General features: G+C 42.8%; 25 protein-coding genes. 13 read left to right on the plus strand and 12 right to left on the minus strand.

The features are described 5' to 3' along the window. Positions 1 to 16: 16 nt before the first annotated feature. The 4 genes from PYW33_RS08360 to rpiA all read right to left on the minus strand — a co-directional run bounded on the left by PYW33_RS08360 (position 17) and on the right by rpiA (position 3,573). Positions 17 to 766, minus strand: coding sequence for a DUF6776 family protein (locus PYW33_RS08360; protein ID WP_004279781.1), 750 nt, complete (start codon positions 764 to 766; stop codon positions 17 to 19). Positions 767 to 843: 77 nt separating this feature from the next. Next, entirely contained in the window at positions 844 to 1,899 is a 1,056-nt protein-coding gene (gene argC / locus PYW33_RS08365; RefSeq protein ID WP_171057010.1) for an N-acetyl-gamma-glutamyl-phosphate reductase, read from the minus strand. Between the two features lie 183 nt (positions 1,900 to 2,082). After that, positions 2,083 to 2,763, minus strand: a complete 681-nt coding sequence (locus PYW33_RS08370) for a M48 family metallopeptidase (RefSeq protein ID WP_004646782.1) — start codon at positions 2,761 to 2,763, stop codon at positions 2,083 to 2,085. Positions 2,764 to 2,901: 138 nt separating this feature from the next. Then, positions 2,902 to 3,573 (minus strand): ribose-5-phosphate isomerase RpiA, encoded by a 672-nt coding sequence (rpiA, locus tag PYW33_RS08375; protein WP_004279784.1) that lies wholly within the window; start codon positions 3,571 to 3,573, stop codon positions 2,902 to 2,904. Between the two features lie 104 nt (positions 3,574 to 3,677). Between rpiA and ilvA the strand changes: the two genes are divergently transcribed. From ilvA to PYW33_RS08390, 3 genes are all read left to right on the plus strand, one after another. Further along, positions 3,678 to 5,216: a threonine ammonia-lyase, biosynthetic gene (ilvA, locus tag PYW33_RS08380; protein ID WP_004646781.1), complete on the plus strand. Its 1,539-nt coding sequence runs from the start codon at positions 3,678 to 3,680 to the stop codon at positions 5,214 to 5,216. Between the two features lie 165 nt (positions 5,217 to 5,381). Then, positions 5,382 to 6,038: a potassium channel family protein gene (locus PYW33_RS08385; RefSeq protein ID WP_004646780.1), complete on the plus strand. Its 657-nt coding sequence runs from the start codon at positions 5,382 to 5,384 to the stop codon at positions 6,036 to 6,038. Next, entirely contained in the window at positions 6,035 to 7,375 is a 1,341-nt protein-coding gene (locus PYW33_RS08390; protein WP_004646778.1) for a TrkH family potassium uptake protein, read from the plus strand. Before PYW33_RS08385 ends, PYW33_RS08390 begins: the two co-directional genes overlap by 4 nt. Positions 7,376 to 7,445: 70 nt before the next feature. Here PYW33_RS08390 and PYW33_RS08395 read toward each other — a convergent pair whose 3' ends face one another. From PYW33_RS08395 to PYW33_RS08405, 3 genes are all read right to left on the minus strand, one after another. Continuing rightward, positions 7,446 to 8,585, minus strand: a complete 1,140-nt coding sequence (locus PYW33_RS08395; protein ID WP_004646777.1) for a phospholipase A — start codon at positions 8,583 to 8,585, stop codon at positions 7,446 to 7,448. Between the two features lie 21 nt (positions 8,586 to 8,606). Then, positions 8,607 to 11,546 (minus strand): insulinase family protein, encoded by a 2,940-nt coding sequence (locus tag PYW33_RS08400; protein WP_004646776.1) that lies wholly within the window; start codon positions 11,544 to 11,546, stop codon positions 8,607 to 8,609. A gap of 165 nt (positions 11,547 to 11,711) precedes the next feature. After that, positions 11,712 to 12,164 (minus strand): GNAT family N-acetyltransferase, encoded by a 453-nt coding sequence (locus tag PYW33_RS08405; protein ID WP_004646775.1) that lies wholly within the window; start codon positions 12,162 to 12,164, stop codon positions 11,712 to 11,714. Positions 12,165 to 12,440: 276 nt separating this feature from the next. Here PYW33_RS08405 and PYW33_RS08410 point away from each other — a divergent pair, with 276 nt between their 5' ends. From PYW33_RS08410 to PYW33_RS08420, 3 genes are read left to right on the plus strand one after another with little or no spacing between them, the layout of a single operon-like run. After that, positions 12,441 to 13,445, plus strand: coding sequence for an adenosine kinase (locus PYW33_RS08410; protein WP_004646774.1), 1,005 nt, complete (start codon positions 12,441 to 12,443; stop codon positions 13,443 to 13,445). A gap of 14 nt (positions 13,446 to 13,459) precedes the next feature. Then, a complete protein-coding gene (locus PYW33_RS08415; protein WP_004279797.1) occupies positions 13,460 to 13,768 on the plus strand; it encodes a Rieske (2Fe-2S) protein in 309 nt (102 codons plus the stop codon). A gap of 19 nt (positions 13,769 to 13,787) precedes the next feature. Beyond that, positions 13,788 to 14,402 (plus strand): OB-fold-containig protein, encoded by a 615-nt coding sequence (locus PYW33_RS08420; RefSeq protein ID WP_004279798.1) that lies wholly within the window; start codon positions 13,788 to 13,790, stop codon positions 14,400 to 14,402. A 65-nt stretch (positions 14,403 to 14,467) separates the two neighbouring features. Here PYW33_RS08420 and PYW33_RS08425 read toward each other — a convergent pair whose 3' ends face one another. Together PYW33_RS08425 and PYW33_RS08430 are read right to left on the minus strand one after the other, a co-directional pair. Then, a complete protein-coding gene (locus PYW33_RS08425) occupies positions 14,468 to 15,139 on the minus strand; it encodes a YidB family protein (RefSeq protein ID WP_004646772.1) in 672 nt (223 codons plus the stop codon). Between the two features lie 105 nt (positions 15,140 to 15,244). After that, positions 15,245 to 15,715: a DUF6231 family protein gene (locus PYW33_RS08430; RefSeq protein ID WP_004646771.1), complete on the minus strand. Its 471-nt coding sequence runs from the start codon at positions 15,713 to 15,715 to the stop codon at positions 15,245 to 15,247. Positions 15,716 to 15,749: 34 nt separating this feature from the next. On the opposite strand from PYW33_RS08430, the gene PYW33_RS08435 reads away from it, so the two are divergent. Beyond that, complete coding sequence (locus PYW33_RS08435) at positions 15,750 to 16,619, plus strand: DUF2797 domain-containing protein (RefSeq protein ID WP_004646770.1); 870 nt, start codon at positions 15,750 to 15,752, stop codon at positions 16,617 to 16,619. Positions 16,620 to 16,680: 61 nt separating this feature from the next. Here the strand turns inward: PYW33_RS08435 and PYW33_RS08440 are convergent, their stop codons facing one another. The 3 genes from PYW33_RS08440 to PYW33_RS08450 all read right to left on the minus strand — a co-directional run bounded on the left by PYW33_RS08440 (position 16,681) and on the right by PYW33_RS08450 (position 19,585). Further along, positions 16,681 to 18,546 carry a SurA N-terminal domain-containing protein gene (locus PYW33_RS08440; RefSeq protein ID WP_004646769.1) on the minus strand — a complete coding sequence of 622 codons (1,866 nt, stop codon included), beginning with the start codon at positions 18,544 to 18,546 and terminating at the stop codon, positions 16,681 to 16,683. A 130-nt stretch (positions 18,547 to 18,676) separates the two neighbouring features. Further along, positions 18,677 to 18,949, minus strand: a complete 273-nt coding sequence (locus PYW33_RS08445; RefSeq protein ID WP_004279807.1) for an HU family DNA-binding protein — start codon at positions 18,947 to 18,949, stop codon at positions 18,677 to 18,679. Positions 18,950 to 19,111: 162 nt separating this feature from the next. Further along, positions 19,112 to 19,585, minus strand: coding sequence for a phasin family protein (locus PYW33_RS08450; RefSeq protein WP_004646766.1), 474 nt, complete (start codon positions 19,583 to 19,585; stop codon positions 19,112 to 19,114). Positions 19,586 to 19,788: 203 nt separating this feature from the next. Here PYW33_RS08450 and PYW33_RS08455 point away from each other — a divergent pair, with 203 nt between their 5' ends. The 6 genes from PYW33_RS08455 (at position 19,789) to hscB (ending at position 23,710) form a co-directional block, all read left to right on the plus strand. After that, complete coding sequence (locus tag PYW33_RS08455) at positions 19,789 to 20,439, plus strand: hypothetical protein (protein ID WP_004646765.1); 651 nt, start codon at positions 19,789 to 19,791, stop codon at positions 20,437 to 20,439. A 112-nt stretch (positions 20,440 to 20,551) separates the two neighbouring features. Beyond that, complete coding sequence (locus PYW33_RS08460; protein WP_004279811.1) at positions 20,552 to 21,025, plus strand: Rrf2 family transcriptional regulator; 474 nt, start codon at positions 20,552 to 20,554, stop codon at positions 21,023 to 21,025. A gap of 1 nt (position 21,026) precedes the next feature. Then, complete coding sequence (locus tag PYW33_RS08465; RefSeq protein ID WP_004279813.1) at positions 21,027 to 22,244, plus strand: IscS subfamily cysteine desulfurase; 1,218 nt, start codon at positions 21,027 to 21,029, stop codon at positions 22,242 to 22,244. Positions 22,245 to 22,348: 104 nt separating this feature from the next. Continuing rightward, positions 22,349 to 22,735 (plus strand): Fe-S cluster assembly scaffold IscU, encoded by a 387-nt coding sequence (gene iscU, locus PYW33_RS08470; protein ID WP_004279815.1) that lies wholly within the window; start codon positions 22,349 to 22,351, stop codon positions 22,733 to 22,735. 34 nt (positions 22,736 to 22,769) lie between these two features. Then, the gene (gene iscA / locus PYW33_RS08475; RefSeq protein ID WP_004279817.1) at positions 22,770 to 23,090 is read left to right on the plus strand and encodes an iron-sulfur cluster assembly protein IscA; all 321 of its coding nucleotides are present in this window, start codon (positions 22,770 to 22,772) and stop codon (positions 23,088 to 23,090) included. 104 nt (positions 23,091 to 23,194) lie between these two features. Beyond that, on the plus strand, positions 23,195 to 23,710 hold the full coding sequence (gene hscB, locus PYW33_RS08480) for a Fe-S protein assembly co-chaperone HscB (RefSeq protein ID WP_004646764.1): 516 nt from the start codon (positions 23,195 to 23,197) through the stop codon (positions 23,708 to 23,710). Positions 23,711 to 23,723: the final 13 nt, after the last annotated feature.

Genomic DNA, 23,723 nt, shown 5'->3' on the forward strand with positions numbered 1-23,723 from the left:
GATTTATATTTCACACTTAATTTGCATTTGCTTCGGTTTTCGGAATTTCTGACAAGGTGGCAGACTGATTTTCGACTGCTTTGCCCTGTTCCCAACTAAAACGACGAATCACAGGCTTGGCACCAGTAAGACGCACTTCAATAAATTCTGGTTTAAAGCCTTTCGGCATGGTCCAGCGGCCAGTGAGTCGCTCATAATTTTCAAAATTAAAGTTTTTATCTTCCAGTGGTACCACCAGAATTTCAGTCCCTTTAATCAGGCGCAGTTCCACACTACCTGAAGCACGACTTTTGCCTGGACTGACCTGAACCAGATCAATCTGGTATTCAAAGGCATTTTCGGGTAATGGTTTAATCGACAGGTTTTGAACCGCCAATGCCAAACCACCACGTTGACGCAAAATTTCGCGATAAATGGTTCCTACACTTTCAGCCTGCACCTGTTCATCACGTGCCTTGGTCATGGCCAGATACAGATCATTGGCGTTGCTGACAGCTAGATCACGCTCCTGAACCGCAGTATTCAGCGTCTTGTTCAGTGTTTCAAGACTGGCTTTCTGAGTCTGTACCACATCGACCAGTTGCTCTGCATCTGCATCATAACCCGCCGCAGTCAAACCCTGACGATGTCCTACGGTATATCCGAGTACGCCACTGCTTAAGATCAATACAGCCGCACCAATGGCCAAGGGCGTATTACCTTTCATGAATGGTTTCTTAGTCCCGGGTTCCTGAGGAAGCGTCGTATTTGACTCGTTATTCGGCATTTTGATCTCTTGTTTGCTTTAATCAAGACACACATTTAAATGCAAATCTAAATGTGTGTGAAGTTCTAATACGTTTTTTATGGTAATAAACCAATATTATTTAAGCCAGCGTCTTCAGCAAAACCAAACATCAGGTTCATGTTTTGTACAGCCTGACCTGCTGCCCCTTTTACCAGATTGTCTTGTGCAACCAGTACAACCAGTTTCGTTGGTTGTGGCTTATACAAGGCAATACGCAACTGATTCGCTCCACGCACTGAACGGGTTTCGGGTGAGCTACCCGCCGGCATAACATCGACAAATGCTTCATTGGCATAGAACTGCTCATATAGCGCTTGTAAATCTGCTGATTGGCCTGCTTCAGTTAAATCGATATAGATGGTCGACAACATACCACGAATCATCGGCACCAAATGCGGTACAAATAAAATATGATCAAACACATTTTTTTGACCTGAAATTTTTTCCAATGCTTCGACAATTTCAGGGTGATGACGATGACCCGCTACACCATAGGCCTTAAAATTATCGGAATTTTCAGAATAAATCATGCCCAGACTGGCTTTACGACCTGCACCTGATACACCAGATTTGGCATCGATAATAATGCTTTCAGGTTTCACCAATGCTTCAGCCGCTTTTAAGACCGGCGCCAGACCCAACTGAACTGTAGTTGGATAACACCCCGGATTCCCGATCACACTGGCCTTTTTAATTTCTTCACGATTTAGCTCAGATAAACCATAAACAGAATCTTTTAACAGTTCTGGACATGCATGTTGCATGCCATACCATTTTTCAAACTGTTCAAGATCTTGTAAACGAAAATCTGCCGCCAAGTCGATCACTTTGGTATTTGCAGCAACCAGCTCTTCGGCATGTTTCATTGCGACACCATGCGGCGTTGCAAAGAACACCACATCGCATGATTTTAATAAACCCAGACTCAAATCAGAAAATTTAAGATTGGTATGCCCGCGCAAGCTTGGGAACATGTCATCTACACGACGACCTGCTTCAGTACGTGATGTCAGTGCTGTTACATTTACATCTGGATGTCGTAGCAAAAGACGCAAAAGTTCAACGCCTGTATAACCCGTACCACCCACAATACCCACTGAAATCACGATGATTACCTCAAATAAATGTTTCCTTTATACAGCCTAGTATGACAGGAAGTTGAGGTTTTCTAAACCATTTCACTGGGGTTTGCTGGTTTTTTAATTGATCAGTAGGATAAGTCCGATTTTGATCATGAAACTTTTAATTTGCTTAGGCTATTTCAATAGAGTTATATGGACTTATTAATTATGGTTTTAGGCACCCCACCAATATGGCAACGGCGTATTTTTCAGCGTTATACGATGCTGCTGGAAATGCTGATCATGCTTAGCAACTTCTGCCCAAAAGCGTGGACTATGATCAAAATGCTTTGTGTGTACCAGTTCATGGACAGCGACATAATGCGTGACCTCTTCAGGAAATAATACTAGCGCACTATTCAGCATAATGTCATGTTTGGCCGAACAACTGCCCCACCGGGTTTTAGGTTGTCGAATACTGCAGTTTTTAAAAGGCAAATGACATTGCTGTGAGACAAGATTTAAATATGAAGGAAGCTGTTCTTTTGCGTAGGCAATCACGAAAGTTTTTAAATATTCTTCAGGATGTCGGTCACTGATGCAAAGCTGTAAATTTTTATGATCAAAAATGAAGTTGCTCTTCTGGCTTTGATAAGAAATTTGTACAGGTTCTTTTAGATTAAATAACCGCAGCTCAATCGGTAACGTCCGGTCAATATTTTCGATTTTTTCTTGCTGGGATTGCCAGGTTTTAATCAGCCAGCTTTCAGATTGTTCAATAAAATGCCGTATCTGTTTTTTGCTGCAAAAAACCGGGGCTGTGAGGCGAATCTGGGTCGCATCGACACGCAAACGTAACCGGGTTGAACGGACATTTCGGGTGATTTGGATTTCGGGTAGATCGGATAAGGTCATTATAGTTTTTTTAATCTCCCTAACCCCCTCTTTTTCAAAGAGGGGCTTTTAAAAGTCTCCCTTCTTGCACTTGTTTTAAAGCAGTGCTTCAAAACTTCGCTCAGGGAGATTTAGAGGGATTTTTTCTAGAAAGTTTAATTAAACCGCTGTACGCTCTTCAATTCCGTTATCAGTCGCGACAATGGCGATATCTGCTTTGTTGATCGCAAAGATACCGTTACATACCACGCCCGGAATATCGTTTAAGGTTTTTTCCAGTTCAAGTGCATTTAGAATATTCAGGTTGTACACATCTAAAATCACATTACCGTTGTCAGTGACCACACCTTCACGGTACGCAGGATCGCCACCTAAAGATACGATTTTACGCGCGACTGCAGAACGCGCCATTGGAATCACTTCTACAGGAAGCGGGAACTCACGCCCTAATTGTCCAACCCATTTAGAATCATCCACGATACACACAAATTTTTTCGCAATAGAGGCAACAATCTTTTCACGTGTCAGCGCTGCACCGCCACCTTTGATCATATGCATATGACGATCAATTTCATCTGCACCATCAACATAAGCATCCAGACCACTGACAGAGTTCATATCTACCACTTCAATGCCGAGTTTTTTCAAGCGTTGTGCAGTTGCTTCTGAACTGGCTACCGCAGCTTCCAATTGCAGCTCAGGCAATAAGTCAATTAAAAAGTTTACAGTACTGCCTGTACCTACGCCTAAAATGCCCCCTTTTGGCAAGTGTTTTAAAGCGGCTTTGGCTGCTGCTTGTTTTTTCTCATCTTGGGTTGCATATAGACTCATGGCTTCACTCAACTATTTTGGACTTTTGCAGCTTTTTTAAACCGCAAAGCCGTGTGGTTTGTTACAATAAGCCCCTATTTTAAACTGTTAGATGGAAAATTAACATGCTGTCTCGTTTGGTTCGACAAATTTTACAAGCAACGGTCTACGATGTTGCAATCGAAACTCCACTCGAAGCAGCGCCACGAATTAGCGAACGACTCAATAATAATATCCGCTTTAAACGTGAAGATTTACAACCGGTTTTTTCATTCAAGCTACGCGGTGCCTATAACCGTATTAGTCAATTACCGAAATCACAAATGGAACGTGGCGTTATTACTGCTTCAGCGGGTAACCATGCACAGGGCGTGGCACTCTCAGGGAAAAAGCTGGGTATTCGCGCGATTATTGTGATGCCTAAAACCACACCTGATATCAAGGTACAGGCGGTTAAGCGTCTTGGTGGCGAAGTGGTTTTGCATGGTGATTCATTTGATGTCGCCAACAAGTATGCGATTCAACGTGCCCAGGAAGATGGCATGACCTTCATTCCGCCTTATGATGATGAACTGGTGATTGCTGGCCAAGGTACGATTGCTAATGAAATCCTGCGTCAATGGCGCGATGTGGATTACGTGTTTGTCGCAGTTGGCGGTGGTGGCCTGATCGCAGGTGTTGCAGCGTATTTAGGTGATGTCGCACCCCACGTTAAAGTCATTCCAGTGGAATACGACGAATCTGCCTGTTTAAAAGCTGCTTTAGAAGCAAATGAACGTGTGATTCTCCCATCTGTGGGCTTGTTTGCTGATGGTACAGCGGTAGCCCAAATTGGTGAAAAACCATTTGATGTGATTCGTCTGCAAAAATCGGACAATTCTGGCCCAATCGTGGAACCGAATGTGGTGCTGGTGAATACGGATGAAGTCTGTGCAGCGATTAAAGACACTTATGACGAATGCCGTAGCATTGTAGAACCATCTGGTGCAATGGCTCTGGCAGGTATTAAAAAATACGTGGCTGAACATGGCATCGAAGGGAAGAACATGGTGTCGATTGTCTGCGGCGCCAACATGAACTTCGACCGTTTACGTTATATCGCTGAACGTACCGAACTGGGTGAACGCAAAGAAGCGATTTTTGCCGTGACCATTCCGGAACAGAAAGGTTCATTCCTGAGTTTCTGCCGTGCATTACAAGGCCGTAATATTACTGAATTTAACTACCGTGCCAGCGATGCTTCTGCTGCGCAAGTCTTTGTCGGCATCAGTCTGAAAAATGGCGAGAAAGAACGTCAGGAAATTTATGAAACCTTAAAGTTCCAGTATGACGTTGACGATCTGTCTGATGACGAAGTGGCCAAACTGCATATCCGTTACCTGATCGGTGGTCATGCCGATATTGAAAATGAGCGCCTGTTCCGCGTGGAATTCCCGGAGCGTCCTGGCGCTTTACTGATGTTCCTGGAACGTCTTGGCCCAACCCATAATATCACCCTGTTCCACTACCGGAACCACGGCGCTGCTGAAGGACGTGTTCTGGTGGGTCTTGAAGCAACCGATGCACAACAGAATCCGGATGGCTTGATCGAAACTCTCGAAACCATTACCTATCCATATCAGGAAATTACCAATAATCTGGGTTATCAACGTTTCTTGAAGTAATTCTTTCAAACATAAACCGCCTTTCGAGGCGGTTTTTTTATGTCCGGCTGAATGAAAATGTATGAAGTATTTATGTAAGGCCAGATAGCTGAAAACTATAAAAATCTTTAAGATACATACTTAGACATGAACTGATTTGAAATAAAAAGATTTAAGGAAATATGCATGGCATTATTTGCAGTCATTGGGCTGGGCAGCTTCGGTGCAACAGTGGCGACTCAACTGATCAGCCTGAAACATGATGTGATTGGAATCGATCTCGATAAAAAATATGTGGAAAATATTTCCGATCAGCTCACCCATGCGGTCATTGCCGATGCAACCGATGAGCATGTCCTGGATGAACTGGATATCCAGCGCTGTGAAGCGGTCGTAGTCGCAATTGGTGAAGATATTGAAGCCAGCATTCTGTGTGTACTGCATCTGAAAAATATGGGTGTAAAGAAAATTTGGGCCAAAGCCAAATCCAAAGCCCACCATATGATTTTGACCCATCTGAACGTCGAAAAAATTATTCACCCAGAAGAAGATATGGGCGTCCGTGTGGCACAATCACTCAGCTACCCGATGGTTAGCCGTTATATGTCACTTGAAGATGATCACTATATTGTCAAGATCGAGATTCATGCAGATCATCATGGTACACCGTTGAATCAGTTGATGAAGCATATACCTGAAATTACCACCTTATTACATAAACGCGGATCTACGCTGCAATACCACGTAGATGCCAATCAGATTCTTCAAGAAGGCGACATTTTACTGGTTGAAGGATTGCTGGAACCTTTGCGCCGTCTTGCTAAATATTTTAAACATTTATGAAAAGTTCTGATTTAAAGCAACACAGGACGATTAACCTCAGTCCTCCGAGCTTACTGGCTTTGGGTTTTCTCGGATTAATTCTGATCGGCTCACTGCTATTGATGCTGCCTATTGCACATCATGGAGAAATCAGCTGGCTGGAGGCGATTTTTACAGCAACTTCTGCTGTGACCATTACCGGGCTATCGGTGGTGAATGTCGGTGAAGCCTATACCGTATTTGGTCAAATCGTGATTATGTTTTTGTTGCAATGCGGCGGCTTGGGTTTTATGACCTTTGCCATTCTGGCAGTGATGAGTCTGGCACCGCAACTGGGGCTAAAACAACAAGTCATGGCACAGGAGTCCATTGGACAAACTAGTCTGAAAAAAGTCAGTTTTACCATTAAAGCCGTGTTTTTATATTCTCTATTCTTTGAAGCGATCGGCACGCTGATTCTGACCTTGTCCTGGCTTAAAGAATATCAATTCACTGATGCATTATTTTATGCAGCCTTTTATAGTGTCTCCGCTTTTAATAATGGTGGATTTTCACTATTTCCAAATAGCTTGATGAGTTTTTCAGGGCAATATCTGATTACCTTTACCATCAGTATGTTGTATATCATTGGCGGTATCGGTTTTCTGGTGCTGATGGACGTCAAAGAACATAAGCGCTGGCGTAAGTTGAGTACCAACAGCAAGCTAATCCTCTCAACGATTCTGGGTCTGAACCTAAGTGCTTTTATCGTACTTTGGCTACTAGAGGCTTCCAATCCACACACCTTGGGTCTCATGAGTTTGGGCGATCAGGCCGTGAATGCCTGGTTCCATGCCACCGTTCCCCGCTCTTCAGGTTTTAATAGCTTGCCAATGGAACAAATGAGCGATGCATCCAGTCTCGTTACCATGCTGCTCATGTTTATCGGGGGCGGCTCCTTAAGTACGGCGGGCGGCATTAAGGTCGGTACGTTTATTATTGTGGTCATCAGCGTAATCAGTTTTTTAAGACGCGAAGATGAGATCCGGCTGTTTAATCACTCTATTCCTGAAAAAACTACGTTTAAAGCATTGGCCGTCGTGTGTATTACTGCAGCATTGATCATGATGGGTTTTATGAGCTTATTAATCCTGGAACCTGAGCAGGATTTTCTGGATCTGTTGTTTGAAGCCGTGTCTGCGGCCTGTACCGTCGGTTTGTCCCGAGGGGTAACAGAGGAACTACAACCTGCCAGTTTGATTATTCTAATGCTGTTAATGTTCGCAGGGCGTCTAGGGCCACTGACGCTTGCTTATTTTATTGCGACTCCGAAAAAGAGTCGTCTCAAACATCCGCCTTCAGAAATCCAGATTGGCTAATCTATCTATAAAAAAACCATGCAGCGGCATGGTTTTTTATTTTCATTCCAAGATGTTTAAAGTTGGAATCCTAGAACCAGTTCATCAAGGAAACACCTAAACCGACATACGTGGCACGATGGTTATAATCAATCAGGCTTTCTCCGTAACCATCAAAAAGCTGGAATTGGCCACGCAAACGCCCACTGATCGGGAATGACCAGTCGAACTGTACCGCTCCACGGTTTTCATCTCCACCTTTTAAGGTATGTCGTAGCATCAATGAAAAATCATGCTCCTTATAACGATAAAATGCGGTCATGTCTCCACGGCCAATATAGTTCTTGATCTCTGGATTGTTATCGTCTTCTCGCTTCTCTTCAAAGCGATACCAAGGACGAACCATCAAGGCAAAATTGTCTTTTTCAAAACCAAGATTCAGCATCACCCGATTCCAGCTACGTGATAACGGATCAGAACGACCATTGGACTGATGATTGATGGTCAATCCCAACATACGCCAATTCAGACCCAAAAGATCATAATTGGTACGGAAAATCAAACTGGCTTCGGGTTCATAGTTGGTCTCACGAAACGGACGTGATTCTTCCGAGTTATACACCTGCCAACGCGAAGACTGAGTATAACCAAGCCAGAGATCGCCATTATCTCCCAAGATATTTTCAACCGCCTTGGTCTTTAAAGACAGTTGAAACTTAGCTTCAGTTGAGGTGAGATTCTGTTTCTCTGTCTCTATATTGTTGGGATTTTCACTCTCGGGTAATTCATTCTTGTTTGATGTCCAGAAACCTGGCATCAAATACACCGGCTGATAAGAACGAATGTTCCAGGTGCCTAATTTACTTTCCGGAGAGAGTTCCCAGCGGCTATCCAGCAAAGACAGATTCGGCGTCAGCTTTGATCCTTCAGAAGCGTAAATATTGGAAACAGTCTGACCAATTTTCGCTTTTAAATTGTCGGGTTCAGGCGCAATTTCTGCTGCTGCACGACGTTCAGAAACGATTGCAGGCTTATCAGTAACCGGAATTTTAAATAAAGTATCATAACAGGCCAGACGCTCTGCACTAATTTCCAGTGCAGCACAGGCTTCAGCCGTTGCCGGCGTGGGACTGTTGACTACTGTTTCTTCCGCATTCACTTGCGTCCCAACTGCACAGCCCAGCAACACGCTCAGCTGTAGAGTTGAGCGCTTAAACGAATTAAGCGCCATCCCTTATCCTCTTTTTTTTATTTATAGAACTTGTTGAATTACAAAACCAAGCTGCTCCAGCATTTCACGTTTTGCCACTGGTGCCACAACGGCTTTCGTCGCCTGCTGCTCGACCAGATAGGTCTGTGCAACACGCTGCAAATCATCCAGTGTGACATTCAATAAACGTTCACGTAATTTTTTACGGAACGCTGGCGTACGTTGATGCAAGTAGGAATAACATGCAGTAATGGCTTCGCCTGCCGGTGAGCCTGGTTTATCCATACTGGCAATCAGCCCCAGAATGGCTTCTTCCAGTTGATGCGGCTGTTGTGGTGCATTGAGTAACCACTGAATACTCGCATCAAAATCCTGGAAGGTTTCTGCCAGACGTGGGTCACGGTAGCTGTAGAAACGGAACGAACAGGCATTGCCGTCATAGCTCGCACCACCACCATAGGCACCGCCTTTTTCACGAATGGCGCTGTGCAGGAAGCCATTACGCAAATAACCCGCTAGTACCATCAAGGCAGCAGCATCAGGGTGTGAGACTTCAACTGCCGGATAAGCAGCCGCACAGAATTGGACATTGGCTTGAATCAACCAGGCTTCGTGCTGATCATGGGTTACTTTTTCGACTTGAGTCAATGCAACCGGTGCTGGATCAACAGCAAGTTTGTCCCAGACATTCTGAATTTCTTCGATCAGATGCTCAGACTGCGGCTCTTCACAGACTAACAGGAATTGCTTTGGTGCTTGCAACAAGACCCGATGAATCCGTTTTAATTCATCAATCAGCAGATCATATTCAGCCGGATCTTTTTCGATCTTAGACACCAGCTCGATCAGCCAGTTCAATGCACCCAAACCGGTATTGTGATAATCACGCAAAGCCAATGCACTATGCTGACGTGAAGCCGTTTGCATTGCATAGCTATGTCCAGAACCAGAAATACGTGACTGCCAGCGCGTTTTACGCTGTTGTAACAGTTCAACAATACGGTCTTTCTCATCAAAACGAAGCTGTTCAAAACCGATCTTTAACAGACGAATTGCATCCAGATGATTCACCAAAGATTTGGTGGTCAACGTCAACCAGGCAGTAATTTTGTTTTTGTCATCGACTTTAGAACGCAAAGATGCGCCCATGCCCAGACCGCCACTTACCGCTGTTTGCAGTTGCTGGAACTCAAGATAATCATACTCACCCGCACCAACTTCACCCATCAGGATCGACAGCAGGTTAAAGTAAGGCGACTGCACCACTTCATCCGGAATATTGACCAGAACCTGTTGATAATAAATCCCATTGGTGCCGGCATGATACAGGTTCAACGGCGTATCAACACGGTTACAGATAATCTCACGCAACTGGCCTTGAACAATTTGCAATTCCGCAGGGACATCTTCCAGACCGACTTTCGGCAATAAGTTCAAGTCATCCGGCGTGTCCTGACGAACATTCAATGCTTCAGTCTGGGCAATAATTTCAGCTTTTTGTTCTTCAGTCAGATTCTTTCCAATTTCGGCTAGACGCGCTTTTTCATCAGCCGCTTCTTTGGCAGATTTGGTCGCATCGGGAACCAGTGTCAGTTGGACACGATGTGGGTTATCCAGCAGATGCTCTTTGATCAGATTGGAAAGCCACATCGGATCTTGCAGCTCTTCCTTAACTGCGGCAATCGCAGAATCCACATCCCAAACTTCAACCGGATCACGGTGATGAATCGCGCTGCCCAGACCGCTCAGAATCAGGCTCAAACCATACGGCGTACCATCACCATTGATTTCACGCTGATGCAATTCAATTTGATGCAGGATCGCATCGACCATGTTCTGATCAACCGGTTTAGAGGCAACATCTTCTAGAACCTTAAACACACCATTTTTAAATTCTTCTGCATGTTCAGGATTTGAACCCTGCACCGCACAGTAGAAAGTCATTTCAAAATTAGAATCATCCACGCCCATGAATGGACCTGTTGCATCTGCATAACCACACGTTTCCAGATAATGACGCAGTGGTGATGCTGAATCTTCAAGCAGAATCCCTTCAACTAAACGCATGCCCAAACGCAGTTTAATGTCACTAGCTTCCGGCAATAACCATGACAGCACATGATAGGTCTTGTCCTGTAGATCTTCGGCATCGACCGCATAGCTGTCGGTAACCGTCAATGGTGCAGTCAAACGGGTTTCAGGTGTTGGATACAGCGTCTGACCTTTTTCAAATTTGGATAATGCCAGATGTTCAAACTGCTCTTGCAATTCAAATGCTGTTTTATTGCCAAAGGTCATGAAGACTGCATTACTTGGATGGTAATGTGACTTATAGAAATCTACTAACTCTTGGTAAGTCAGGTCAGGAATATCTTTAGGATCACCACCAGAATTATAATGATAGGTGGTATGCGGATATAAATGATGCGCCAGCGTGTGATACAGCTGGTCTGAAGGCGAACTCATCGCACCTTTCATTTCATTAAAAACTACGCCTTTATAGACAGGCTCGCCATTTTCCAGCTCAATGCGAATGCCTTCCTGGGCAAAATCCAATGGATTCAGGTTCGCAGCAAATGCTGCATCCATATACACTTCGAGCAGGTTCTGGAAATCTTTACTATTTTGGGTCGCAAATGGATACGCAGTCCAGTCAGCCGCAGTAAAGGCATTCATGAAAGTATTCAATGAACGGCGAATCATCAGGAAGAATGGATCACGCACCGGGAATTTTTCTGAACCACACAGCGCAGTATGTTCCAGAATATGGGCTTCGCCTTTAGAATCCATCGGCTGGGTACGAAACGCCACCAGAAAGACATTTTCGTCGTGATTGGTCGCCAGATGATAATGCGTGGCGCCAGTCACTTTATGTTTATATTCAGACACGAAAATGTCTAAAGCTTCAACATGTTGTTGACGTACCAACTGAAACGCAGGATGTACAGTTTGAGAAATGGTTTCAGTGACATCTACAGTCATGCGATCTCCTAATGCTTTAATTAAAATAACTAAGCGCATTATAGCTTTAGTTGTTTGAATTATTCACGTTGAAAACCGAGGATTTTGATCGAATTAAGTAAACTTGATCATTTGAAAATTAAATCATCAAATTTACTTCCTGCATCTAGATGAGTATTTACAAGCTTAAGAAATCAGATATTTAAAATAGTTATAGCTTGGATTATTTTCTACAAATACATAATTCTGCTTTTGATAAAAACTGGCGGCCAGTCGGGTATCTGTTTGTAAGCATAAAGCCGAATAATGCGGACGTGCCAATTGCTCTAGGTAAGCCAAAAGCTGTTTGCCTACGCCATGCTGACGATATTTCGGATGCACATAAAAACGGCGTACACGACCAATGCGGTCTTCAATGCCGTTATCTCCCCATTGCTGGTTTAAGCCACCACAGCCAACCAGTTTCTTGCCATCATGCGCCACCACCAAATATTCATTGGCGTGGCTAAAGCAGTTTTTCCCGGTGCGATATTCTTCTATTAACTTATCTACCAAATTATAGCCTTCTTTACGTGCCAGAGTTGCCAGTGTTTCGATCTGATCCGGGAGTTGTTCGGCTGTTACAATTTTAATATTCATATACGCACACTATTTGAAATTGTTGTGAAGAATCACTGTTGCCAAGCGACTTAAAGTATCATGCCAGGAGCGATATCTCTTTATAAATAAAATGTGATCCTTAAATCAATGCTGCAGCACACCAGTGCACAAAAATAAGTCAGTTTTTAGACCAAAGATAGCTGCTGAACAAAATACAGCATTTTTGAAAAATATTTGAAAATGATTCAGCAAACTACAGCAATCCCAAGCAATCGTGTAAACTTAGGACTTTCATTTTTAATGTGATATTTGAACATGGCAACTGTTGATCTTTTTGCGATTGGTAATGCGCTGATTGACCAAGAATTTAAAGTTTCTGATGACTTTTTAACTGCACATCACTTGCAAAAAGGCACCATGCAACTTGCAGATGGTGAGACTCAGGCCACTCTTTATCAAAATCTTCAAGCGACTCAAGTGTATAAGGGTCAGGCTTCAGGCGGTTCAGCAGCCAACACTACCGTGGCATTTTCTGCGCTCGGTGGTTCTGCATTTTATGGCTGTCGTGTCGGAAATGACGAACTGGGGCACATCTACCTGAAGGGTTTGAATGATGCAGGTATTAAGACCACCACCCAATCGATCAGTGAAGGCGTAACAGGGACATGTATGGTTCTGGTCAGCCCTGATTCTGAACGTACCATGCATACCTATCTGGGTATTACGGCCGAACTGACTGATCAACAAATTGATTTCAGCGCACTAAATAGCGCGAAATGGCTATATCTCGAAGGTTATTTATCAACTTCTGACACAGCACGTCATGCGGTACAACAAGCACGTGATATTGCCCGTGCCAATGGCGTTAAAATTGCCCTAACTTTATCTGATCCTGCCATGGTGCAATACGCGCGTGCCGGTTTGGATGAAATGATTGCAGATGGTGTAGACTTGCTGTTATGTAACCAGCAAGAAGCGCTGATGTATACAGAAACAGATAATCTTGAGGCAGCCCTGCTTAAATTAAAAACAATCAGTCAGCACGTTGTCATTACATTGTCAGCTGAAGGCGCACTGATTTCGGATTATCAAAATACATTTACTGTTCCTGGCCGTAAAGTGCCTGCAGTAGATGCCAACGGTGCCGGTGATGCTTTTGCCGGGGCTTTCCTGTACGGATTGAATGCTAATTTGGGTCTTCAAGCTGCGGCTGAACTGGCGATTCTCATTTCGAGCCAGGTGGTTTCACAATTTGGTCCACGCCTGGCAGTTGAAGACTATGCGGCATTATTACAAGACTTTCAAAAGGAATGTGCTTAATGTTTAAAATTTGCATGACCGAAGACGTTCCAGAACGCGAAGCACGCTCTTTTGAGCTTCCCGATGGAGATAATATCTTTATCACACAGCGTGACGGTGCCTTCTATGCCTATCAAAACCTGTGTCCGCATTTGCAGGTCGAACTGGAATTTCTGGAAAACCAGTTTCTGGATCGCGATCAGGAATTTATTGAATGCTCCACGCATGGCGCCTTGTTTCTGGTAGAAAGCGGTGAATGCATTTCTGGGCCTTGCCAAGGTCAAGCACTTGAAAAAGTAGAGATTACCGTGCATTCTGATGGTGGAATTTACCTCTCAGAATAAGACTAAAACGGACTTCACCATGCCTGCATTTTTTCTAGACTATAACCTGATGCCTTTTCATCTGAGTTTATTGGCGATTATTCTGTTCGGTGTGGTGAAAACCATTGGTTTCTATTTTGGACTCAGACCCAGCAAGTTTCTGCAAAAAATTTCACCTTATGACTTTCAGCAGATGGATCTACTAAACGTCAAATTCTCCAAAACCTTGATTGTGTTTTTCTTCCTGATGAATTTTAGTTTTGCCGGCTATGTTTTACAGTTCCTGATCTATTCTCAGGAATTTAAATTTCTGCCTGCTTATTACCTGATTATTCCGGCTTTAATCATTGCGACTTTTTTTACTATTTTTATGATTCACTGTCTGGATCAGGTCATTCCACCTAAATATAAAAAGAACAATGTCAATTTACTTGGCCGTTTGGCGACAATTTCCAGTGGCAATGCCCGACCCGGTTTTTCTGCTCAAGCGCGGGTGCGAGATGAGTATGGGCAACTGCATTATGTACAGGTAGAACCTGAGTTTGGTGAACTCGGTTTTCAGTCGCAGATTATCCTGATTCGCATGAGAAAATCTCATTATGTTGCCAAGAAAATTTGTAAATCTAATCAGCTGTTCAGCATGAATCTAGATTAAATTCTAAATCATTTGATAGTTATTAAAAAATCCCGACAGATATCGGGATTTTTTAATGTCTATATTTATTTTTTAAGAAGTCCTGAAACCATATTCAATACATTTTGAATATCATTATTGGCTTCCTGCTTGCTGGTTTGCTCACCTTGTGGAGTAAGCGAATCAATAATCTGCGGCAAGACCTGTGAAATCGCACTATACACATCCTGCTTCGGTGCATGGGTTTGTTGTGCAACTGCTTCAACTTCCTGATCATCAAACAGGTTTTGCACCTGCTGCGGATCGACATTGGCATTTTCACCGGGGCCGGTCGACACCCAATCATCGACCTGGCTATTGAGCCCCTGTCCTTTTAGCTTGTCTAATGCACCCTGTAAACCGCCCTGTTTTTGAATCCAGGCCAGCACTAAAGGCAGTACTGCAATCAATAAGGTTTTACCAGTAGAACCACCCAATCCTGAACGAGGCTGAGCAGTACCTTGAGTACCACTACCACCGAACTGACTTATTACTGAACCTAAAATTGCCCCCAGACCATTTTGTCGAGTCTGCTGGCCGGTTTGATTTTGCTGGTTTTGAGTATTTTGATTTTGCTGAGAATTTGACTGGTTTAAATGCCCTAGCACAGACCCCAGGATATCTGCCAAGCCACCTTGTTGTGAGGACTTTTGCTGCGACTGCCCACCACCCAATGCCTGCTTTGCTAATATTTCCACAATACTACTCAGGTTTGTCATGTCCTATATCCTATGTGCATCTTAATTACAGAATACGGCCTGCCCTCATATTGTCTAGGCAAGATTGTGTTAATATTTGCAATCTTGGTTAAGCAGGTTTTCGGTTTACCAGCGAAATTTATCCCAGTTTTCCGGCTTAGCCCAAAATTTGGAGTTAAACCAGTCTGGCACGTGCTTATAGGTTAAAATATTAAACTGCCACAGCGCAAAATCGGCCTCATGTGTGGTCTTGTCAATCAGCTGGGTAAATCCTAAAGCTCTCAATAACTTTTCATTTTGCAGCCGGCTGATCACCACTAGCCGTTTGGCAAACAAATCACGTAATTTCACCAGAATTTGACTCATGATCTGTTCAGACAAATGTTCTGTTTCTGCAGTATCCAGCATCACCACAGCCAAGTCATAACGTTGCTGAAAAGGCAGATTTAAAAAGTCAGATACGCTAAAATAGGACCATTGAATAGCTGGCTGAAACTGGACTTGGCTCAAGTCCTGCCCAATACAAATAGCAGTATGAATTGGCTGTTCCTGTGCGAAATCGTCTAGCATTGAAGTAATGACATTCTGCTCAGCCATAACTGCATCCTTATGATTTAAGTGAGTAATTTTTATGGAACTTCAGGGCATTTGTCATAAAATGCACGTCGGCCTCAAGGACCTTAGTGTAACTGATCAACAGATACAGCGGGCAAATGTTGAATATAAATTAATTTTAGATCGTGCAGAAATTGATCTTCCGTTTAATTTAGGCCAAGAAATCGAGATTGAATGGACCGGTAATATTTACTGCGTGTCTTGTGGCAACAAAACTTCCAAATCATTTTCGCAAGGTCACTGTTTTAAATGTTTTAAAACCAATGCTTCATGTGATATGTGCATCATGAAGCCAGAGACGTGCCATTATCATTTGGGCACTTGCCGCGAAGATGAATTTGCACAGAATGTCTGCTTCCAACCACATATTGTCTATCTGGCCAATTCCAGTGCATTAAAGGTCGGCATTACCCGTACCAGCCAAATGCCGACTCGCTGGCTTGATCAGGGTGCCTCCCAAGCCCTGCCGATTATGAAAGTGGGCTCACGTCGTCTTTCCGGAAAGCTTGAGGTCATGTTTGGTACGCAGGTTGCTGATAAAACTGACTGGCGCAAGCTACTGAAAGGTGAAGCAGAACCATTGAACCTGATTGAAGTGCGTGAACAACTGCTGGAAGAATTTGCGCCTAAAATTCAAAGCATTCGCGAAGAATTTAATCAGAATCTAGAATTTAATGAAAATATTGAAGTATTGGAAGATGAATTCGCACGAGAGTTTATTTATCCGGTAGAACAATATCCGGAAAAGATTAAATCGCATAATCTGGATAAAACTCCTGTGATTCGTGGCAAATTACAAGGCATCAAGGGCCAGTATTTAATTCTGGATACTGGCGTGATTAATATGCGCAAATATACCGGTTATCAACTGATTATTCGTGCTTAAACCATTATTTGCCTAGAAAACAAAAAACCAGCCCGCAGGCTGGTTTTTTTATACAACAATTTTATTTGATTTTTGCCTGAGATTTCAGGTAACGCGTATAGTCATCAAATTCCTGCTGACCACGAAGTTGCTGATATAACTTCACCAACTCACTACGCTGTTCTGCACTTAATACATCCACCGGATTTTTCTTCACTTCTGATACCGCAACCACAACCAGTTCATTCGGCATTTTCGCTGTGGTCACTGACCAATGGCCTGCTTTTGGTGTCGGCAGACTAAAGGCCGCACGCTGTACATCACGTTTTAGTAAACCTTCAGCACGTGTGTAAACGCCAGCATCTTCAAAGATCAAATCACCTTTCGCCACTGCTGCAGCCGGTTTGGTTTTGAACTCATCCAAAGCTTTCTGAATTTTTGCTTTTGCCAAAGCAGCTGCCTTGTCTTCAATCAACTGAGCCTTAACACGGGGTTTTGCTTCTGCCAATGTTTGTTCGCCGGCTGCATGATAATTACGCACCTTTATCCAGGCTACATCACCATTGGCTAACTGAATGCTTGATGAAGCATTACGATCACCATTTTTAACATCGTCATTAAACAATTTGACTTTGAGGTTAGCATCGCTCAGCACAGGATCACGGGTCGAAAGTGTTACACCTTGGGCTTTCTGGACTTGTACACCTTTAACTTCCTGTGTAACGACATCCAGAGAATCACTTCCTACCACCATATCATTTAGCGTATTGACCGTATCAGAGAATGCATTGGATTTTTTAGCAGCCAAGGCTTCTTCAGACAAACGTGCTTTTTGTGATTCAAAAGAAGGAACTGCAACATCTGGCGTTTGCACAGAAATGATGTGGTAACCATAATCTGTTTTCACTGGTGCAGACACCTGACCCGATTTTAAAGAACTAACCGTCTGATCAAATGCAGTACCAAATACACCTTCTTCATAAACGGCAAGCGCGCCACCTTTAGACTTAGATTCAGGGTCTTCAGAATATTGTGCTGCTGCCTGAGCAAAAGTAGTACCGGCTTTAATTTTGGCTGCAATATCGGTCGCCAGTTTTTTTGCTTCAGCATCACTACGACTGTCCGCCGTAATTAAAATATGCTTCACATCTGGTTTAACTGTCTGTTTTTGTGTTGCAACAAAGGCGGTATAGGCTTCCTGAAGCTCAGCCTCTGTAACCGCTAAACTCTCCACCTGAATATCGCTTGGCTTTAACACCACATAGTCGACATCTACACTGGTCGGCTGTTTAAATAGCGTTTTGTGTTTTTCATAATAAGCAGCAATATCTGCATCCGTCACTTTGACATCTTTTTTATAGCTGTCCAGATTAATGCTGGAAATATGAATATGACGTTGTTCAGTTTGTAAATCGGCAATCTGCTGCATTTCGACTGGGCTTACCAGTGGATAATCCAGGAAAGTCGATGACAGCATCTTCAGCGCATGATCTTTACGTAAACTTTCAATCAAAGCGCGATTGGTCATGCCAATTGATTTTAGATAATTTTCATATAAAGCATTCGAGAACTTGCCATCTTGCTGGAAAGTAGGCTGCTGAGCAATCATCTGTTCAATTTGCTGGTCACTCAGACTGATCCCTAATTCTTCAGCCTGTTGCAGCAATAAAGTACGTGCAACCAGAGTATCCATGGCTTTCTGGTCAATGAAGCTTTGATTCAGTAAAGTTTCATCCCCATTGGCATAACTGAGATATTGTTCTTTAAATGATTTGGTCAGTGACTCTAATTCTTTTTGAGATATTTCAGTCCCGTTCACTGATTTTGCCGCATCAGAGTTTCCGCTGCTAAAATATCCTTCAATACCTACAAGTGCTAACGGGGTCAAAAACAGAACGAGCAAGACTTTGCCCAACCAACCCTTAATAACTTTACGAAAAGCTTCCATAAGTATTCCAATATTTTATTTGCAAAGGATTTTAACCGAAAATACCCATTGAATGAATGTGTTAATCATCACAATTAAATTTATCAATAAAAAACGCGCCAAAGAAGGCGCGTTTCGTCGCTGGGTAAGCTTAAGCTACAGCGTCTTTTAAGCCTTTACCTGCTTTGAAGCTAGGTACTTTGCTTGCTTTGATCTCAAGAGTAGCACCAGTTTGTGGGTTACGGCCAGTACGTGCAGCGCGTTCTTTCACACCGAAAGTACCAAAACCCACTAAAGTTACTGTATCACCCGATTTTAAAGCTTCAGTAACAGAAGCAATTGTAGCATCTAAAGCTTTACCTGCGTCAGCCTTAGATAATCCCCCTTTTTCTGCAATTGCATCAATTAATTCTGATTTATTCATGAAGATTACGTCCTCTTAATATCGTTTATTTAAGGTTCAAGAATTGGTTTAACATGCCATAACGCCTTTATAGCAATGCTTTAGGTATAAACGCAATACTTAAGAACCTCTTTTTTTTCAAAAAATATGCGAAAAAAACATTGAATAATAAATAAAGTCATTTTATTTAAGTTTTTTCGGCAATTCTTCTTTCATTTTTTCTTGTTCCGCAGTCAACTGATCAACCTTGGCATGCAACTGGAGAATTAAACGTTCCAAATACTGTACATCCTTCAGTGTGACTAATCCTATACGATTCAATGAGTGATGAACAGAGTTGTCGATTAATTTTTCCACTTTGTCTTTGGTGTCTGTGACCGACTCTTTGGCTTTTTCTGAAACCTTCTCTACAGTTTGATCGGCAATATCTGCAGTTTTAGATTCAAGTTCTTCCCCGACCTTGACCAGCGAGTCAAACAGTTTATTGCCTTCCTCTTCTGCACGTGAAAATGCCCCAAGTCCAGCCAACCAGATCTGTTTGGTGTATTTACGAAAATCAAGAACCGATTTGCGCTCCGAGGCAGATTTAGACTTGGGTTTCAGCATTTTCTCATTCGAAGCTTCAGCTGAGTCTTGTGCTGTTTTTGACTTGTCCATGTGCACGGCTCCTGTTTGTTTTCTGCGCAATTATTATAAATTATTCTACAAAACCACTGCATAATAGCAAATTTAGTACTTGATAGATTTGATAAACTGTTCTACAAAGCAATTTATTTCAAGTCTAATTTGATTTAACCCTGAAATCTCTTCACAAGCAGGAAGCTTTTTCACTTTATATTTCAGGTAAGGATTGGTTGTATATGAGCGAATCGCAACAAAGTCAAAATCAACCGCATTTGTTGCTTACGATGACGTTAATTGTTTTAGAGACAATATTTACTTTCATTCTCAAGCATGATCGTGTCGTTGCATTACAGGCCAAAAAGTTTGTAGATAAAAACATCTCGATTAAAATCAATAGCTATATTCCATATTTCGACTTTTATGTGCAATTCACCCCCAATGGACTATTATTTGACCACAAAGCACCGGGCCGCATTGTCGACCTGGATGTGCGCACTACACTTCCCGATCTGATTAAAATTTTCATTTTTGGCAATCGTCGTAGCATTCGCAGCATGCGCATTGATGGCAATCAGGTTTTAAAAGATGAGTTTCGTGATCTGTTAACCGTATTCAGCTTGCCAAAAGTACTAGCCGACTGGAAACACTGGCTGTCTGATGCGCCGACGGATGAAGCGGAAATTATTGCTTCTAAAAAGCGTATTGCACCGCTTTTAAAGAAAATTGAAGAACAGCGCTCCAAGATCAATACCCTGCAAGTGGAAGTCAAACAGTATAAAAACCGCCTGAAACGGATCGAACGCCGTCAAAAGCGTATTAATATCATTTTTGGCCTGAGCAGCGTACTTTTGATTATGTTATTAGTGTATAATTGGCTGAGCATGTAAATCTTTCATTCTCCAAAAATTAAATCCCACTAAGGTCTACTAAAAATAACTTGACTAATTTAGTCGGGATTCATAAAATCTACACATCTAGTCTAACCATGTGTATCGAATCATGCGCCTAACCACTCGCGGTCGCTACGCTGTGACTGCTCTACTTGATCTAGCTTTGCAGCCTTCTGAAAAAACGATAACGCTCGCTGAAATTGCAGCACGTCAAACTATTTCTGTTGCTTATCTTGAGCAGTTATTTGCGAAGCTCAAGCGTCATGGTTTAGTTTCTAGTGTTCGTGGCGCAAATGGTGGTTACCATTTAGCACGTAATGCAGATGAAATTACTGTGTTAGCAATTATTGAAGCTGTAAACGAAACAGTTGATGCGACTCGCTGTGACCATAAAGGCAATTGCCAGAATGGCGCGATGTGCTTGACTCATGATTTATGGCAGGAACTCTCCCATCACATCGCCGATTATTTAGAAAAAATCTCGCTTGCTGATCTGGTTGCACGTGACAACGTCCAGACTGTGTCATTACGCCAAAAATCAGCACCTTTAGATTCAGCCCTTTTATCGGTTACAGGTATTTGACATGAAACGTCCGATTTATCTTGATTATGCAGCTACAACTCCTGTAGATCCTCAGGTTGCTGAACGTATGATGGAATGCTTAACATTCGATGGTACCTTTGGTAATGCGGCATCTCGTTCACACGCGTATGGTTGGCAAGCAGAAGAAAAAGTTGAATATGCACGTGAACAAGTTGCGAATTTAATTAAAGCTGATCCACGTGAAATCGTATGGACTTCAGGTGCAACCGAGTCAGACAACCTTGCGCTTAAAGGTGTGGCTCATTTCTATGCATCTAAAGGTAAACATATCGTTACCTCTAAAATCGAACATAAGGCAGTTTTAGATACCTGTCGTGAGCTTGAGTCTGAAGGTTTTGAAATTACCTATATTGAGCCTCAACCTCAAACCGGTTTAATTACGCCTGAAATGGTACAGGCAGCGATCCGTCCAGACACAATTCTTGTTTCCCTGATGATGGTAAACAATGAAATCGGTACTGTGACTGATGTTGCAGCGATTGGTGAAATCACTCGCGCCAACAAGATTTTCTTCCATGTCGATGCAGCTCAGGCAGCGGGTAAAGTTGAAATTGATCTTTCAACTTTAAAAGTAGATTTGATGAGCTTCTCTGCGCATAAGATCTATGGCCCTAAAGGTATTGGCGCACTGTTTGTACGTCGTAGCCCGCGTGTACGCCTTAAAGCTGAAATGCATGGTGGCGGCCATGAACGTGGTATGCGTTCAGGTACCCTTGCGACTCACCAGATTGTAGGTATGGGTGAAGCGTTTGAACTTGCAGGCAAAAACTTGGAAGCTGAACAGACTCGTTTACGTGTACTTCGCGACAAGCTGTGGAATGGTTTACAAGGTCTTGAACAAGTGTTCCTGAACGGCCATCCAACACAAAACGTAGCGAACTACCTGAATATTAGCTTCAACTTCGTTGAAGGCGAATCATTGATGATGGCATTGAAAGATGCTGCGGTATCTTCAGGTTCGGCATGTACATCTGCAACACTTGAACCATCTTATGTACTTCGTGCATTGGGTCTTTCAGACGAACTTGCACACAGTTCGATCCGCTTCAGCTTCGGTAAATACACCACTGAAGAAGATATCGATCACGTATTGACTATCACTAAAGCTGCTGTTGAGAAGTTACGTGAACTTTCTCCGCTTTGGGATATGTATAAGGAAGGTATTGACCTTTCTAAAGTTGAGTGGGCTGAGCACTAATTTTCATTCTGAGATAGTGACAAATCCGTTGCTATCTCATTGAGAAAAGTTTTTTTACCCCCATATTTAATACTGAGGCTGACCCCGAGGTTTGGAGAAGCAACATGGCTTATAGCGAAAAAGTAATTGATCATTACGAAAACCCTCGTAATGTTGGCGTTTTAGATAAAAATGCTGAAAACGTTGGTACTGGTATGGTTGGTGCGCCAGCATGTGGTGACGTGATGCGTTTACAGATTCAGGTAAACGATGAAGGCGTGATTGAAGAAGCACGTTTCAAAACTTATGGTTGTGGTTCTGCCATTGCATCAAGTTCACTTGTGACCGAATGGCTCAAAGGTAAAACTTTGGATCAAGCTCAAGCGATCAAGAACATTGATATTGCAACTGAACTTGCACTTCCACCAGTAAAAGTACACTGCTCTGTTCTTGCTGAAGATGCAATCAAAGCAGCTGTAGAAGACTACCGTAGCAAGAAAGTTAAAGCTTAATTGTTCCACGTTTTGAAATTTTAACGGAGTTTTCATGATCCATTTAACTGAAAATGCTGCAACTCATATCAGCAATTATTTAAAAAATCGCGGTAAGGGTGAAGGCATTCGCGTTGGTGTGAAAACTTCAGGCTGTTCTGGTCTGGCCTATGTGCTCGAGTTCGTCGATGAAGTCGATACACATGACCAAGCCTTTGAGCAGTTTGGGGTTAAAGTATTCGTTGACCCGAAAAGCCTGGTTTATCTTGAAGGTATGGAGATGGACTATGTTAAAAACGGCTTGAACGAAGGCTTCGAATTTAACAACCCCAACAAAAAAGGCGAATGCGGTTGTGGTGAATCCTTCACTGTATAAACCCGGCAGTTATTCTCTTTTTGACATTAAAACAGTGTGTTTCACACTGTTTTAATTGCATTTATACAGTTACTTTTGCACATTAATCGCGGATCCCATCTCCCATGAATCATTTTGAGTTGTTCAACCTTCCTGTAGCACTCGATATTGATTTAGCGGCTTTAAAGACTGAATTTTTAAAGTTGCAGCAACAATATCACCCAGATAAAGCTGAAGACAAAGATCAGGCTCTGATTAAATCAAGTGATATCAATCAGGCATTTAAAACCTTGTCAGCGGTCGATAGCCGTGCAGCGTATTTACTGTCTCTCAAGAAACAGGATTATCACTTAGATCAGTCGATCAGTGATTTTGAATTCTTGCAGGACGCTCTGGAAATTCGTGAACAACTTGACGATGCAACTTCTGCTGAAGATTTAACTTCACTGAAAGTCGAAGTCCAGCAATGGATTGAGGGCTTGGTTCGCGAGTTCAAAATTGATTATGCGGATGAAGACTGGGCCGAAGCACGCGATACAGTGCGCAAACTACGCTTCTTCGTTAAAGTCATGGCCGATATCGACAAAGCGGAAGACCGCTTCCTGGACGATGACAGCTTTGATCTTGATGATGATTTCTAATTTTTAGTATTTA

Origin of the sequence: Acinetobacter lwoffii (assembly GCF_029024105.1) — a bacterium.
GTDB lineage: Bacteria > Pseudomonadota > Gammaproteobacteria > Pseudomonadales > Moraxellaceae > Acinetobacter > Acinetobacter lwoffii.

Excerpts from the sequence above, each read along its gene's own strand:
- PYW33_RS08360 (WP_004279781.1), bottom strand. The coding sequence starts at position 766 with ATGCCGAATAACGAGTCAAATACGACGCTTCCTCAGGAACCCGGGACT.
- PYW33_RS08370 (WP_004646782.1), bottom strand. The coding sequence starts at position 2,763 with ATGACCTTATCCGATCTACCCGAAATCCAAATCACCCGAAATGTCCGT.
- rpiA (WP_004279784.1), bottom strand. The coding sequence starts at position 3,573 with ATGAGTCTATATGCAACCCAAGATGAGAAAAAACAAGCAGCAGCCAAA.
- ilvA (WP_004646781.1), top strand. The coding sequence starts at position 3,678 with ATGCTGTCTCGTTTGGTTCGACAAATTTTACAAGCAACGGTCTACGAT.
- PYW33_RS08385 (WP_004646780.1), top strand. The coding sequence starts at position 5,382 with ATGGCATTATTTGCAGTCATTGGGCTGGGCAGCTTCGGTGCAACAGTG.
- PYW33_RS08390 (WP_004646778.1), top strand. The coding sequence starts at position 6,035 with ATGAAAAGTTCTGATTTAAAGCAACACAGGACGATTAACCTCAGTCCT.
- PYW33_RS08395 (WP_004646777.1), bottom strand. The coding sequence starts at position 8,585 with ATGGCGCTTAATTCGTTTAAGCGCTCAACTCTACAGCTGAGCGTGTTG.
- PYW33_RS08400 (WP_004646776.1), bottom strand. The coding sequence starts at position 11,546 with ATGACTGTAGATGTCACTGAAACCATTTCTCAAACTGTACATCCTGCG.
- PYW33_RS08405 (WP_004646775.1), bottom strand. The coding sequence starts at position 12,164 with ATGAATATTAAAATTGTAACAGCCGAACAACTCCCGGATCAGATCGAA.
- PYW33_RS08410 (WP_004646774.1), top strand. The coding sequence starts at position 12,441 with ATGGCAACTGTTGATCTTTTTGCGATTGGTAATGCGCTGATTGACCAA.
- PYW33_RS08415 (WP_004279797.1), top strand. The coding sequence starts at position 13,460 with ATGACCGAAGACGTTCCAGAACGCGAAGCACGCTCTTTTGAGCTTCCC.
- PYW33_RS08420 (WP_004279798.1), top strand. The coding sequence starts at position 13,788 with ATGCCTGCATTTTTTCTAGACTATAACCTGATGCCTTTTCATCTGAGT.
- PYW33_RS08425 (WP_004646772.1), bottom strand. The coding sequence starts at position 15,139 with ATGACAAACCTGAGTAGTATTGTGGAAATATTAGCAAAGCAGGCATTG.
- PYW33_RS08430 (WP_004646771.1), bottom strand. The coding sequence starts at position 15,715 with ATGGCTGAGCAGAATGTCATTACTTCAATGCTAGACGATTTCGCACAG.
- PYW33_RS08435 (WP_004646770.1), top strand. The coding sequence starts at position 15,750 with ATGGAACTTCAGGGCATTTGTCATAAAATGCACGTCGGCCTCAAGGAC.
- PYW33_RS08440 (WP_004646769.1), bottom strand. The coding sequence starts at position 18,546 with ATGGAAGCTTTTCGTAAAGTTATTAAGGGTTGGTTGGGCAAAGTCTTG.
- PYW33_RS08445 (WP_004279807.1), bottom strand. The coding sequence starts at position 18,949 with ATGAATAAATCAGAATTAATTGATGCAATTGCAGAAAAAGGGGGATTA.
- PYW33_RS08450 (WP_004646766.1), bottom strand. The coding sequence starts at position 19,585 with ATGGACAAGTCAAAAACAGCACAAGACTCAGCTGAAGCTTCGAATGAG.
- PYW33_RS08455 (WP_004646765.1), top strand. The coding sequence starts at position 19,789 with ATGAGCGAATCGCAACAAAGTCAAAATCAACCGCATTTGTTGCTTACG.
- PYW33_RS08460 (WP_004279811.1), top strand. The coding sequence starts at position 20,552 with ATGCGCCTAACCACTCGCGGTCGCTACGCTGTGACTGCTCTACTTGAT.
- PYW33_RS08465 (WP_004279813.1), top strand. The coding sequence starts at position 21,027 with ATGAAACGTCCGATTTATCTTGATTATGCAGCTACAACTCCTGTAGAT.
- iscU (WP_004279815.1), top strand. The coding sequence starts at position 22,349 with ATGGCTTATAGCGAAAAAGTAATTGATCATTACGAAAACCCTCGTAAT.
- iscA (WP_004279817.1), top strand. The coding sequence starts at position 22,770 with ATGATCCATTTAACTGAAAATGCTGCAACTCATATCAGCAATTATTTA.
- hscB (WP_004646764.1), top strand. The coding sequence starts at position 23,195 with ATGAATCATTTTGAGTTGTTCAACCTTCCTGTAGCACTCGATATTGAT.